Origin of the sequence: Shewanella sp. 10N.286.51.B8 (genome assembly GCF_041469325.1) — a bacterium.
Classification (GTDB): domain Bacteria; phylum Pseudomonadota; class Gammaproteobacteria; order Enterobacterales; family Shewanellaceae; genus Shewanella.
In genome coordinates this window covers 119372-133820 of sequence record NZ_JBFRKG010000018.1, presented here as the reverse complement: position 1 = coordinate 133820, position 14449 = coordinate 119372, and the positions used below count along the sequence as shown (strand labels likewise).

Sequence of the window (14449 nt, the reverse complement as noted above, 5' to 3'; positions counted from 1 at the left end):
AGCCCGAGCTTCAAAGCTGCATTAACCGATAATAGAATAAGCTGTAATGTTGTGGTAATTAAGCGTCTTGTTTGCATTAATGTTGTCTTTGTTGGGCACTGGTTAATGCTGCCAGCATGGGATAAATAGAAGCAAATGTTGCGCTTTTATAAAACGCTAGTTATTAGCTTAAATTGTCGTCAGAGTTGTAGTGTTCTCAACTCATTAGTACTCTTACGGTAGTGTATAATACTGTTAGCGTTGTGTTTTTTAGTCTTGAATCCTGCTAAAAATATTTATAATTCAACTGTTTTAGTTTAAGTTGTTTTAATTCAACAGTTTGGTGGTAGTTGTAAATGCTGCTGCTCAGTGGCCGCTCAAACTAATTGATCGATAGCATTGAATTAAATTGCTTCTTGTCCCAGTATCCTTGTCGTTAAAAATAATTAAAACAAATTTTCAGTCGAATTAACCTCAGTATTGAGCCTGTGTAAGTCGTTACAACAGCGAAATCAGCGTTAATTTGACTTTTATTAGGAACGTTCGCGATATGACCAAATCATTATCAAGCCGCATTTTTATCGGATTATTCTTTGGACTAATATTGGGCAGTATTGTCCAATTTGCCCTCAATGATGTCAGCTTCTTCTCAGGCACCTTAGTCAATGCTGCCAGCGGTATTGGTACCATGTTCGTTAATATGATCATGATGCTAGTGGTGCCACTGGTATTTGTCAGTATTGTTTGCGGCGTGTGTGAACTGCAAGATTTAAAGAGCTTTGGCCGTTTGGGCGGTAAAACCTTTAGCTTTTATATTATTAATACCTTGGTGGCTATCACAGCGGCATTTTTAGTCGCCATGTTACTGGAGCCAGGTAAAGGCGTTGATATGTCTAGCGATGGCGGCGTGAGCATTACTGCAACTGAGTTACCTAACTTAATGCAGCTGATTGTTAGCATAGTGCCTAATAACCCATTTGCCGCATTTACTTCAGGTAATATGCTGCAAGTTATTTTCATGGCCTTGCTGTTAGGCGGCGTGATTAAATCAATGGGTGAGAGCGTTAGCGGCGCAGTGCAAGGTTTTCAAACAGCCAATAAAATCATGATGCGCTTAATCACTGTGGTAATGAGCCTTGCGCCAATTGGTGTGTTTGCCTTGATGTTTAAATTAGCGGCAACCCTTGAGCCGGCTATTTTTGTCAGCGTGGTTGAATACCTGGTTATCATCTTAGCATTGCTGTTGTTATGGATTTTTGTGGTTTACCCTACAGCAGTGTCGATTTTCACCCCGGTATCAGCCTCGAGCTTTCGTGAAAAAACCAAAGAGCAGATTTTATTCTCGCTTTCTACCGCCAGTTCAAATGCGACCATCCCTGTGACCATGCGTACCTTAACCGATAAGTTAGCTGTTAGCCGCGCTGTCGCTGGATTCGGGGTGCCACTCGGGGCAACGATGAACATGGGCGGAGTGTCAATTTACATTACTATCGCGATTTTCTTTGTGGCCAATGCTTTTGGTATGCCAATTACAGCAGAGCAAATTCCAGCATTGTTATTTAGTGTGTTTTTATTGTCAGTGGGCGCTGGTGGCGTACCCGGCGGCGGCATGGTGATGATTGGTGTGCTTATCTACCAATTAGGTTTACCAGTCGAAGCCTTTGCCATTGTGGCAGCACTTGATCGTATTATTGATATGGTACTGACATCTTGTAACGTAGTGGGTGATACTGCGGTATTAACTATAGTGGATGAAACGGAAAAACCACATCAGCTTAATGCTGAGGCATAAGCTCGCTATTTAATCGTAGCTAAAGCGCTAACATTACATAGCCTGCAATTGCAGGCCATGTTGTTTTTAAAACTTAGTTATCTATTAGCTCAATCATTACTAATCACTAATAGCTAGCAAGATCAAAAAAACCGCCAGCAGGCGGTTTTTTAATAGTAGCTAAAAGCGCAATTAATCAATTGTCGGCTCTTGGCTGTAATCAACATCATGGTAGCTTAAGCAAGTATCCACTTCGTTGGCGCTACCAAGAATAACAGCAACACGTTGATGGATAGCTGTTGGTTCGATATCTAGGATATCACCATAGCCTGTAGATGCTTTACCACCGGCTTGTTCAACCAATAAAGCCATAGGGTTGGCTTCATACATTAAACGCAGCTTGTACGGCTTTTCAGGGTTCTTATTATCGGTTGGGTAAGCAAAGATACCGCCACGACATAATACGCGGTGAACATCACCCACCATTGCAGCAATCCAGCGCATATTGAATGACTTTTCACGGGGCCCAATAGTGCCTAATACTAAGTCAGCAATGTAAGTTTGCATTGGTGCTTCCCAAAAGCGCTGATTGGACATATTGATCGCAAATTCAGCGGTATCTTTACTGATACTCACTTCTGCTGTGGTGAGCAGGAACTCGTTAGTGTCAGGATCTAAGGTATAAAGTTGAGTACCTTGACCTGTGGTGAGCGCCATCATGGTTGATGGGCCGTAAAGCACATAACCTGCGGCAACTTGTTTGCGGCCACTTTGTAAAAAGCTTTGCTCGTTAAACTCGCCTTCGCCAGCAGGTAGCACTGAGAAAATCGTCCCTACCAGTGAGTTGATATCGATATTTGATGAACCGTCTAGAGGATCAAAACAAACTAAGTATTCGCCGTCTTGATTGACTTCAACAACATAATCTTCTTCTTCAGATGCAAGACCGCGAACATTGCCTTCAGCTTTAAGTGCATCTTTGAGCATGTCATTGGTAATCACGTCGAGTTTCTTTTGGGTTTCGCCTTGAACATTTTCTTGTTCAGTAGCGCCCAAAACACCAGCTAATGCACCATGTTGCACTGCTTTACTAATTGCTTTTGAGCAATCGGCAAGGCTAAGTACTAATTGTGAAAGCGAAGCTGATACTGCTTGGTTGGTCAGGGTTTGTGTCAAAGTTTGCATGCTTGTTCCTAAGACAGTAGAGGTTAAGGTCGGTAACCAGTGGTTAATGTTTTATTTTATTATCAAGGATAATACCTCAGATTTGTCCATATTACAGCGTGAAAAAGATGAGCAATATATGACTTGCAGTAGATTTGTTATAAACTCGCTGGTAAATAATGCTTTCAGTTGATTTTTGGTTAAATTAATATTGGCAGCGAAAATAATAATAACGATAAATATAAATTTATGGCTTCCCAAGGATTGATAATGACTAAAAAATGGAAATCGACCGCGGCGTTGATGCTGTCGGCAATTCCGCTAGTGTTTACTGGCGCTCTTATTTCAGATCATGCAATGGCCTCTACCATGAAAATATCCGGCAATACCACTCCACTGACCATAGAAAGAATTCATGCATCACCAGCCTTGGCCGGCGCTAGCCCTCGGGGATTAAAACTGTCTCCCGATGGTAGCCGAGTGACGTATCTTGCTAGCCGTGAAGATAACCAGCATTTTTATGACTTATGGCAAATGGATATCAGCACTGCAAAGCGCAGTATGTTGCTTAATGCCGATAAGCTGGCTGGGGGCGAATTATCTGATGAAGAAAAAGCCCGCCGCGAACGTCAACGTATTTATGGTCAAGGGATCATGGAGTACTTTTGGGCTGATGATGGCCAAGCGTTATTAATTCCAGCTGCAGGCAAGCTGTATTTTTATACCTTGGCGGATCAAAAGGCGCAGGCATTAAATACCGGTGAAGGCTTTGTCACTGATGCGCGTTTGTCCCCTAAAGGCCGTTATGTGTCATTTGTGCGCGAGCAAAATATTTTTGTACTGGAGCTGGCAACAGAAAAGCTAACTCAGCTGACGTTTGATGGTAAAGGGCCGATTAAAAACGGCATGGCAGAGTTTGTCGCCCAAGAAGAAATGGGCCGAATGACAGGTTACTGGTGGTCGCCAGATGAATCAGCTATCGCCTTTACTCGTATTGATGAGTCAGGTGTTGAATTAGTCACCCGTAATGAGATTTATGCTGACGGTATAAAACTGACTGAGCAGCGTTATCCTTATGCGGGTAAAGCCAATGTTGAGATTGAACTTGGCGTGATTGAGCTGGCGAGTAAAGCAGTGCAGTGGATTGATTTAGGTAAAGAGAAGGATATGTATTTACCGCGAGTAAAATGGCTGCCAGATAGCAAGCAGTTATCATTTCAATGGCAAAGCCGCGATCAGCAGGCATTGGACTTACGCATCATTAACCTTGGTTCAAAACCTGGTTCAGACTTTAAAGCTAACACGGTTGTCAAAGAGCGCAGCCAAGCATGGGTAAACCTTAACGATGACTTACATTTCTTAAAGCAACAACAAGCGTTTATTTGGGCCTCAGAGCGTGATGGTTTTAAGCACCTTTATTTATTTGACCTGTCGGGTAAACAAATAAAGCAATTAACCACAGGGCTGTGGGCGGTTGATGATCTTGAGTTTGTGGATGAGCAGGCGGGCTGGGTGTATTTTTCAGGCCGAAAAGACACAGTTGTTGAACGCCATTTATATAGAGTGTCATTAACCAGTGACAAGATTGAAAAACTATCAACTAAAGCCGGGATGCACTCAGCAGTCTTTGCTGATAAAAAACCAATTTATTTAGATTACTTCAATAGTTTAATTCAGCCGCCACAGGTGAGTTTGCACAATGACACTGGCGAGCATTTAATGTGGGTAGAACAAAATGAAATTAACCAAACCCATCCTTTGTATGACGTTGCGGGTTTATGGCAAATACCAGATTTTGGCCAATTAAAGGCTGAAGATGGCCAAAATCTGCAGTACCGATTATTTAAACCCACTGATTTTGATGCCAGCAAAAAATACCCAGTAGTTGTTCGAGTATACGGTGGGCCACATGCGCAATTAGTGGTTAATAGCTGGAGTGAAGCGGATTACTTTACCCAATATCTATTACAACAAGGCTTTGCTGTATTTCAATTAGACAACCGCGGCTCAGCCCATCGTGGTACTAAGTTTGAATACGTTATTTACCAGAATATGGGTGATGCAGAAGTTAACGATCAAAAAGTGGGCGTAGATTACTTAAGAAGTCTGCCATTTATTGATGGCGATAATATCGCTATTTATGGTCATAGTTATGGCGGCTATATGGCGTTAATGAGCCAGTTTAAAGCCCCTGATTATTTCAAAGCGGCAATTTCAGGTGCGCCCGTGACCGATTGGCGTTTGTATGACACCCATTATACCGAGCGCTATATGGGTCACCCTGCTAAGAATAAACAAGGTTACGATGCCAGCAGCATTACCCCTTATGTGGAAAATTATCAGTCTGGTTTGCTGATGTATCACGGTATGGCTGACGATAATGTGTTGTTTGAAAATAGCACCCGCGTATATAAAGCGCTGCAAGATGAAGGCAAGTTATTTCAAATGATAGACTACCCTGGCTCAAAGCATTCTATGCGCGGTGAAAAGGTGAGGAATCATTTGTATAAATCCTTAGCTGCCTTTTTAGAACGCGAGCTTAAGTAGCGCTGTTTATAGCAAATGGGTAATAGGTAATGGGTTGGCAATAATAGCCCATTAGTTATAGATCACTTGTTATCGTCCATGAGGGATAGTTCATTTTTAATAGCCCATAAAAAAGCCAAGTCACTGACTTGGCTTTTATTTTCATTTGCTACCCAATGAGCTTAATCAAATAAGCACATTAATTGCAGACGAAATTAATCTTCTAAGTTACCACAAAAACGGTAACCTTCACCGTGGATAGTTGCGATGATTTCTGGCGTGTCTGGTAAACTTTCGAAGTGCTTACGGATACGACGGATAGTCACGTCAACAGTACGGTCATGTGGCTTAAGCTCACGGCCAGTCATTTTCATTAACAAGTCTGCACGAGTTAAGATTTTGCCTGGGTTTTCTACAAAGTGAAGCATCGCACGGAATTCACTGCGAGGTAATTTGTAAGACTCACCTTGTGGGCTAACTAAAGAACGGCTGTTGATTTCTAAGCTCCAACCGTTGAAACGGTAAAACTCAACTGAACCTTTTTCTTCGGTTTCAGCGCCAGCGCTGTTTACACGAGTTAATAGGTTACGAGCACGGATAGTTAATTCACGTGGGTTAAATGGCTTAGTGATGTAGTCATCAGCGCCAATTTCTAAACCAAGGATCTTATCAACTTCGTTATCACGGCCAGTAAGGAAAATAAGGCCAATGTTATTAATTTCACGAAGTTCACGGGCTAATAATAAACCGTTTTTACCAGGAAGGTTGATATCCATAACAACAAGATTAATCTTATTATCCTGCATGGCTTTATGCATTTCTGCGCCATCGTTTGCTTCAGTTACTACATACCCTTCGGCTTCAAAAATACTACGTAGAGTATTACGGGTTACAGCTTCATCTTCAACAATAAGAATGTGTGGGTTTTGCATGTCATTTACCTAAATTAAAAACAATTCGATTCTAGTCATGTTGCACTAGGGCTGTGGCGTTATATAGCTAAGAAAACGCCGATAATTTATAAATTCACGATAGGTGTTTATCTATGTCTGCCCTGAACAAAACACGCTTCATGACTAACTACATTATATAAACCAGTTTAAGGCACTAATATTTATCGCACATCTATAAAAGAGTTATACGTGACGTAAATTTTGATCATAAAAAATCAATATTCAGATCGTATGCTGAGCTTGAGTAAGCTCACAACCTGTCAAAATATCTGTAAAACCGATGATTCATATAAACTAAGAGATTAAATTGCTGATTAAAGTTCCTTCGCAACCTAATTTTGTCCTACATTTATATTCAGTCTTTTAAAATGTAGAACACATTTTAAAAGCTTGAACACTTTACCAAGATTTAATTTCAGTAAATGTAGTCGCTTGTGTCACAACTTAGCGTTATGTAGCAAAATCTAGCTAGTGTGAGATATTGTACTCGTTTTAGGCATTTGTTAACAAATGAAATGTTAACAAATTTACGGGGAAGATTTGTTACAAAAATGCTTTTTGGTGTAAGCTTATGATTTTTAAGTCAAATATAATTATTGTTCTTGTGACTTACATCACACAGGGTGTTGGTCCAAGTCTTGGTTTGCTACACTGAATTGGTCTTAATTGAGAAAAATAAATGATGAATAATTCAATAGATAACCTTTGGTTTAAGTATCAAGGGACCCAATTTCTACTTACTCAGCGCCTTTCTTACGCTGTCCCCTTCGCCATTGTCACCGCCCATAATCCCTTAGGCAGCCAATTGAATCCGTGTCAAAACCGTTTGTTAGATAGGCGACTTCAACGGAAAATTCAGCAATTTAATAGCCCCTATCGTTGCTTAATTGGCGCGGCGCCAGACTTATCTCATATGGAAAAAAGTTGGGCAGTCTTTATAGAAAAAGACCAAGCGTTAGCGTTAGGCCGAGAGTTTAAACAGCTCGCTATTTACTATGTTGATAATGGGGTGTTGTCATTACTTGCCTGTGGTGAAGCACCTGACAAGGAAGTGTTAATTGGCGAGTTTGGCCCACGAACGGTTTTAGTTAATGAATTACCTGATTTGCACGATGAATAACATGATCGGCGATTAAGTGACATTTGTATCAGTTATCGAGGATGTTTAATATCAGTAACTCCTTCTATAGGTACTTAGTTAAGTGCCTTTTTTTATTGTTATTTTTATATTTTTATTAGGGCAATGGCTATTTATATACTGTTGAAACTTGATTGTTAATATTGAAGCTTAATTGTGCAGTTTAGTTGAAGGTTTTAACTCAATAACCTCGAGTTTACATTGAGGTTATTACTTTTTATTTTTTAATCACTATTGTTTTATATCACTTTTTTGTTTCAAATTATAAATAACAGCTTACATGATACTATTTTGAGCTCAGTGTCTCTATTTACGTATTGTGTTATTTGACGACTTTATGGCATATCCCAATTGACTTGAGTTGTTATTTATTGGTATTTTCATGCTCTTCCTGTGGGAAGAAACAGAAGAGGAGCGTTAGCTAGGTAGTAAGTTCGAGGAAAACCAATTCCTATGACAGCTTATGAGGGAGATTAGCGCCGAGGTACTGGTATGTTTGGTTGGCATTCGGTATCGGTCGTTTAGGTTGAATCCTAGCGATTGTCACCTATTTTTTGGTGGAGAGCTTCTGGTGAAAGATTGCTGTTTCCCTTCTTTAAGGGTGCGTTATCACTGCACCAGGCTCTTCGAACGAAGTAAGTTCGGAGTGTAATCATGTTTTTACGTATTAAATTTCAAGTTGTTCCAATACTGTGTACTCAGTTTATGTCTACTCAGTCCATGTCTACTGAAAGTATGTTTAGTCAAAGTTTGTCTGCTAAAACTTTGTCTACTAAAACTTTGTCTAGTAAAAGTTCGTCTGCGAATGTCGTGGAGGTATCAGCATGAGTTTAGTTGTTGCTAAGTTCGGTGGCACCTCAGTTGCTGATTTTGACGCCATGAACCGCTGTGCGGACATTATTTTAGCCAATGCCAATACCCGCGTCGTTGTTGTTAGTGCTTCTAGCGGTGTCACTAATTTACTGGTTGAGTTAACTCAAGCCAATGTGAACGACCAACGCCGCTTAAGTTTAGTCACTCAAATTGCTAAAATTCAATATGACATTGTTGATAAGCTGGCGCGTCCACAAGATGTAGCTGCTACGATTGATAAGCTATTAAGCAGAATGGCAGTGCTTAGTGATAAGTTAGTGCTCGATAGAAGCAAAGCCATCATTGATGAGCTGTTATCCATGGGTGAGCAATGTTCATCATTGTTGTTCTCTGCGGTTATTCGCCAAAAAGGCACGCCATCAAGTTCATTTGATGTGCGCCAAGTATTAAGAACCGATAGCCATTTTGGTAAAGCAGAGCCGCAAATTGAGCAAATTGCGCTCCTAGGCGCGGAGCATTTACAGCCGTTATTGGCTCAGCAAGTGATCGTGACTCAAGGTTTTATTGGCGCTGATGAAGCAGGCAACACCACCACCTTAGGCCGTGGCGGCAGTGATTATTCAGCTGCGTTATTAGCTGAAGCCTTAAAAGCAGATGCGGTAGAGATTTGGACTGATGTGGCCGGAATTTATACCACTGACCCACGTTTAGCGCCTAATGCGAGACCTATCGCTGAAATTAGCTTTAATGAAGCGGCTGAGATGGCTACCTTTGGCGCTAAAGTATTACACCCTGCGACGATTTTACCGGCCGTGCGTCAACAAATTCAGGTGTTTGTTGGTTCCAGTAAAGCACCTGAACAAGGTGGAACTTGGATCCGTCATCAAGTAGAAGATGCCCCGGTTTATCGAGCTGTGGCTCTAAGACGCGATCAAACTTTATTAAACCTGCATAGCTTACAAATGCTCCATGCTCAGGGCTTTTTAGCGCACACCTTTGCCACGCTTGCTAAGCATAAAATTTCAGTTGATTTGATTACCACCTCAGAAGTTAATGTGTCACTAACGCTTGATAAAACCGGTTCTGACTCCAGCGGGCAGGGGTTATTAAGCGAGTCATTACTGCAAGAACTATCACAAAATTGCCGTGTAAGAGTGGAAGATAAATTAGCTTTAGTGGCGATTATTGGTAATCAAATAGCGTCAACAGCAGGTATTTGCAGCCGAGTTTTTGGGGTACTTGAACAGCATAATGTGCGCATGATTTGCCAAGGGGCTAGCCCACATAACTTATGTGTTCTCGTCGCTGAATCTGAAGCCGCAGATGTGGTTAACTCTCTGCACCAAAACTTATTTGAATAATTGCTAACGTGGCAGGTATGACATCAGTGAATTCAATTACAGAACAGGCTAACGATTATTCAGCCACCATGTCTCGGGTTGAAGTGGGAGAGCTTGCCACAGGCCAAGCGTTAACGGCGCCACTGTTTAGCTTTAAAGGCTCAGATGACGCCGCGCCCAGTGTTTATATTCAGGCCAATGTTCATGGGGCTGAAGTGCAGGGTAATGCGGTGATACATCAGCTGATGACTTTACTGCAAGACTACACTGTATTAGGCGATATTCACTGCGTGCCATTAGCCAACCCTTTAGGCATTAATCAAAAAAGTGGCGAGTTTACCTTAGGGCGATTTGATCCTATCACTGGGGTGAATTGGAACCGAGAGTATTATGATCAGTCACTTGATATTGCGAGCTGGTTCACTGAGCATCAACACTTTGCCGACAAGGACTTGTTTAGTGCTTTTAGGCAAACCTTAGTCAATAATTGCCAGCAACGTTTAGCCAACCTTTGGGGTATTAGTACCGGGCATCGCTTAGCGGTGACATTACAACATATGGCCCATGGCGCTGATATCGTGCTTGATTTACATACCGGGCCTAAATCTGCAAAGCACCTTTATTGCCCTGAGTATGATGCAGCCGCAGCCGCGTTTTTCTCGATCCCCTTATCGTTAATTATCCCCAATGAATTTGGCGGCGCCATGGATGAAGCGGTTTTTTGTCCATGGTGGCAATTAACTGAATATGCAGCGTTAAAAGGGCGCATATTCGATGTGCCTGTGGCGGCTTTTACCTTAGAGCTAGCAAGCCAAGAACGTATTGATATGGCAGATGCTAAAAATGATGCCCTAGGTATTTTGGCCTATTTGAGCCATCGGGGAGTGATCAAAGAGCATGTTGCTCCTGCCAGCATGAAACGCTGGGGCTGTTACTTAAAGGATTATAAAAAGTTTCATGCCCCTAAAGCGGGTTTAGTGGAATACTGCGCAGCGGTTGGTGAGCCGTTAGCTGCTGGCGAGCCTTTAGTGACCTTATTAAGGTTAGATCAGTACGGCAGTGATAATGCCGTCACTTCGGTGAGTTTGCCGATAGATTGCGTGCCAGTGCTGCATTTTGCTTCAGCTTCAGTCCATCAAGGCACTGAGCTGTATAAAGTCATGACTAAGGTATTTGAAATTCCATAAGCTAAATAGATAAGTTAATTTCGTTTTTTCAGCAAGTTAAGCCCGTAGCTAGTTCTTACGGGCTTAGTTTTTACGGACTTAGTTCTCTCAGGCTTAGTTCTTGCTAGCTTAGTTGATGTTAAGCACTGCTATTTATTTGACTAGCTTCTTAATATTTCTAATGGCATCGACAGCATTTCATCGCCAGATGCAGCAAAATACCAAATAATAGCAATCAGTAAGCCAACCGTAATGAAGTACCACAAGGTCGAGAAGATTTGCCCATAACGGTCAAGGGGCAATAAATGACTTTGATGACGGCTTTTCCATTCAAATACAATCTCAAGACTGCCAATTAATAATAAGAAGCCCAGTAATGCCAGTCCAAGGCTGTAGCTAATGAATACCCCAGCGGCTGCGCCTGCGATACAGGCGATTAGACCCACCATGCTATTCATCGAAAAGGTGATACTTTTTAAAATATGACCACCATCTAAAGGCAGTATCGGCAATAAATTAAAGAGGTTTAATAGGGCGTTAAAGCTGGCCAGTCCGGCAAAAAAGATATTACCCGTCAGCCAATAAGCCAGCATACAGCCGATGGACATAAACAGGCCAAAAGTCGGCCCCATAATAGAGATCACCACGTTCTGCCAACGGGTATTAATACGCTCGTCACTAACAGCAAGGCCGCCCATAAATGGGATCAAATAAATCCCTTTGGTTTTCATGCCAAAGTGTTTCATTGCTTTGATATGACCATATTCATGGATAACCAAACAGGCAATCAAGGCTAATGCAAACTCAATTGAAAATAGCCAAGAGTAGGCCGCCACACTGGCTGCAGCGAGCATGGCTTTAATCACTTTGGCGCTTTTAAGTAACTTAAAACCTAGAGAGGCTAAGCCAACAAAACTGAATTTTTGTTGTTTAACTGGGGCCACTTCAGGGGTTTGTCGTTCTATGTCCTTGCTGTTACGCTGGCCATCGGCAATGGTGTTATTGTCCACCAAAACCGTATAGTTGATGATAAATGGTTGCCACTGCACATCAGACTCTAAGCGCACTTTCATGACTTGGCGGTTGGTTTGGGTGATGACATCATCATGACTGGGTTCTGCTAGTGAACTCGGTCTAGACAACTCAAATTCGTGGATAGTAAAGCTTTGATTATCAGCAGAAGCCGACTTTTGCGAAACCAGTTGATTATCCCAATAGAGCTGTTGCCAGCCAGCCATGGAGCCCTCTAATCGTAGGCGTTTTCCTAGGCATTCTATGTTTAACAGTTCCATGCTTGATACTCGTATTACGGGATAAAATGTGGAACAGCATTTTGCCTGAGTCGTGAGGCTGACTCAAGAAAATTCAGACTCAAGAAATTCAACCGTTTCAATTCCTTGTCTAATAGTACTGAAAATAAGCTTTGCGCTGCAGCAATGACCATTTAGCTGGGCATGTTGGCGTACATAATGAATGAAAGTCATTAAGTCGATAGCCTGAGTGCTTAATGCTAATTGAGGCAATGCGGCTACGGTTATAGGTTGGCTGGTATCTGTTGCTGAGTTGATGGAAATATCGAAAGTATTGCCTTCACTGTCGAGTAACTTATCGCAGGTACCTGCAATATGAGGAGTTAAGCAGCAAAACTCTAGCCAGTCTCTATCACTAGCTAGATAAATAAGCTCGTCACAGCTTTGCTGCTTGATGACTGCGGGCCAACAAATACTTTGCATGATAAAACCTGTAGGCGGTGACACTGAGTAACCATTGATAAACTCAATGATTTAAGGCCACACTATTGCCGCTTGAAGTATGTACCCGTTACATAGTGCAACTATCGGTTGCCATAATCAAAACTAATTTCATTTTGCTTATTCATGACGAGGCAAGGGCCGTGCTCCCGTTGGGTTGTATTTTTAGACGGGCCAATATTAATTTTAACGTTGGTAAAGATATGCTTTTTGGCCTGAATAAAATGCTTATTATAGTAGCCATCGGCATCTTGCTGTAATTGCTTGAACTGCGCTTCTAACTGCGCACGATTGCTGGCGAGTTGTTTCTTTTCATCCAGCATCATTTTTACTTGCTCTATCATGCCTGCATCGGTTTGCCATTCGCTTTTAGGTGGCAGCTTGCGTAATCTAGCTTCAATATCAAGGCCTGCAATGACAAGCTGTTTGATTTTATCATGGGTAGTTTTGACTTCTGCGCGAATTTGAGCTTGATCCATGGCGCAAAATAATGCGGTTTTAGTGCCTGCTGTAGCGCCAATTGCCACCGCATGAATGCCTTTGCTAGCGCTCGCCTTGCCACCAACCAGATCGCCTCGTCTGCCGCTAGGATCACTCACTGTGATGACACCGTTTGAACATGCGTGACTATGAAGTAATTGCTTGGTCACTAAGATATCATTGTCAGCATTAAGGCTTGAGTATTGCACGAATTGTGCGCAAATTTGTCCTTGGGCATTAATTGTGGTGCTAAGTTGATGCTCTTTAATTTGGCGACCAATGATGCCTTTACTGACAATGATATCGCCTTTGGCATCCAGTGTTGCTGAGTCCACAAACCCCATGACGGTAATATCGCCGCTACTTTTCACTTGCATGCCTTCATGGACATCACCGCTAATTAACACGCTGCCTTCAAAGTTCACATGGCCAAAATTGACATCAACGTCTTTAATTTGTAGTACATCATCCACTTGCATGCCAAGGCGGGTTTCAACTGGCTGACCTGAAACTGTCGCAATTAATAAGTTAGGATCATTGACGGCCAGTTGAGTGCCATTACCTGGCTGCATAATCATGTCTTTGCCGGGGATTTGCGGCAAAACATCACCATTGACGTTATAACCTGCAACACCATCTGTAGCAGGGGTTTTAATCATTAATACATCGTTTGGTTTTACCATGATCATGGCGCCCAAATCGCGCATATCCACCGATCCATCTTCTCGCTCTTGGGGTTGCAATAAGCGCTCGCGGGCTAATGGCACTTGCCTTGCTAGGCTGGCATTGGTGCCATTTTGGGGCTGTTTACCGTGGGCGATCAGCGAGCGACATTGCTCACCTGGCGGTAAGGTGTCTAATTGTTGTAGTAGCGATAGGATGTTGGGTTTGCTTAAGCCCATTTTAACCTTATGGAATTTAAGCGCATTTAAAATGGTTGGCAGTGTTGGGTCTTGGCCGCCATAGGCAGACACCAAGCTCATTGAGGCTGACATTTTATCTTCGCTGATCTCGATGATGACTTTACCATCAAGGCGCTCAGCAATAATAAAAAATAATTCGTGTTTACCGCTATCGACACTGCAGTGACTATTTACTTCAGCGGTCGCCTTAGCAATGTTTTGCTCTAAGGGCCGCAGCATGGCAAATTCAGGCTGATTAAGTAACTGGGTTATATCATCTTCAGTGATGGGGCCGTGACGGCTAGGCGTAACGCGAAGCTCAACTTGAGTTTGATCAACATTAAAAACCGCTAAATCTGATGCTAGCATAAAATCCCTTATTTTTACGTTCTACATTTGAGCTTATTAGGCTGCCCAATGGGTAGAACGATACGCCTTAGATGACGTTTATTATTAGCTAACAAAA

10 protein-coding genes and 1 riboswitch are annotated in these 14449 nt (G+C 42.2%); of the genes, 5 read left to right on the top strand and 5 right to left on the bottom strand.

Annotated elements, in window-relative coordinates:
• The first annotated feature begins 529 nt into the window (after window positions 1-529).
• The gene (locus AB4160_RS08440) at window positions 530-1771 is read left to right on the top strand and encodes a dicarboxylate/amino acid:cation symporter (protein ID WP_372004202.1); all 1242 of its coding nucleotides are present in this window, start codon (window positions 530-532) and stop codon (window positions 1769-1771) included.
• 171 nt (window positions 1772-1942) lie between these two features.
• On the opposite strand, the gene AB4160_RS08435 is transcribed toward AB4160_RS08440, so the two are convergent.
• A complete protein-coding gene (locus AB4160_RS08435) occupies window positions 1943-2935 on the bottom strand; it encodes a class 1 fructose-bisphosphatase (RefSeq protein ID WP_102436710.1) in 993 nt (330 codons plus the stop codon).
• 249 nt (window positions 2936-3184) lie between these two features.
• Between AB4160_RS08435 and AB4160_RS08430 the strand changes: the two genes are divergently transcribed.
• Complete coding sequence (locus tag AB4160_RS08430) at window positions 3185-5461, top strand: S9 family peptidase (RefSeq protein ID WP_372004200.1); 2277 nt, start codon at window positions 3185-3187, stop codon at window positions 5459-5461.
• Between the two features lie 194 nt (window positions 5462-5655).
• Here the strand turns inward: AB4160_RS08430 and arcA are convergent, their stop codons facing one another.
• Entirely contained in the window at window positions 5656-6372 is a 717-nt protein-coding gene (gene arcA, locus AB4160_RS08425; RefSeq protein ID WP_076540527.1) for a two-component system response regulator ArcA, read from the bottom strand.
• Window positions 6373-7075: 703 nt separating this feature from the next.
• On the opposite strand from arcA, the gene AB4160_RS08420 reads away from it, so the two are divergent.
• The 3 genes from AB4160_RS08420 (at window position 7076) to AB4160_RS08410 (ending at window position 10871) form a co-directional block, all read left to right on the top strand.
• A complete protein-coding gene (locus AB4160_RS08420; RefSeq protein ID WP_102436771.1) occupies window positions 7076-7513 on the top strand; it encodes a DUF3293 domain-containing protein in 438 nt (145 codons plus the stop codon).
• 417 nt (window positions 7514-7930) lie between these two features.
• A riboswitch (Lysine riboswitch) is annotated at window positions 7931-8107 on the top strand.
• A 248-nt stretch (window positions 8108-8355) separates the two neighbouring features.
• Entirely contained in the window at window positions 8356-9705 is a 1350-nt protein-coding gene (lysC, locus tag AB4160_RS08415) for a lysine-sensitive aspartokinase 3 (protein WP_102436714.1), read from the top strand.
• Window positions 9706-9722: 17 nt separating this feature from the next.
• A complete protein-coding gene (locus AB4160_RS08410; RefSeq protein WP_102436716.1) occupies window positions 9723-10871 on the top strand; it encodes a succinylglutamate desuccinylase/aspartoacylase family protein in 1149 nt (382 codons plus the stop codon).
• Window positions 10872-11011: 140 nt separating this feature from the next.
• On the opposite strand, the gene AB4160_RS08405 is transcribed toward AB4160_RS08410, so the two are convergent.
• From AB4160_RS08405 to AB4160_RS08395, 3 genes are all read right to left on the bottom strand, one after another.
• Window positions 11012-12142, bottom strand: coding sequence for a site-2 protease family protein (locus tag AB4160_RS08405; RefSeq protein WP_102436718.1), 1131 nt, complete (start codon window positions 12140-12142; stop codon window positions 11012-11014).
• 63 nt (window positions 12143-12205) lie between these two features.
• Complete coding sequence (locus tag AB4160_RS08400) at window positions 12206-12583, bottom strand: DUF4144 family protein (protein ID WP_102436720.1); 378 nt, start codon at window positions 12581-12583, stop codon at window positions 12206-12208.
• Between the two features lie 101 nt (window positions 12584-12684).
• Window positions 12685-14352 carry a DUF342 domain-containing protein gene (locus AB4160_RS08395; protein ID WP_372004198.1) on the bottom strand — a complete coding sequence of 556 codons (1668 nt, stop codon included), beginning with the start codon at window positions 14350-14352 and terminating at the stop codon, window positions 12685-12687.
• Window positions 14353-14449: the final 97 nt, after the last annotated feature.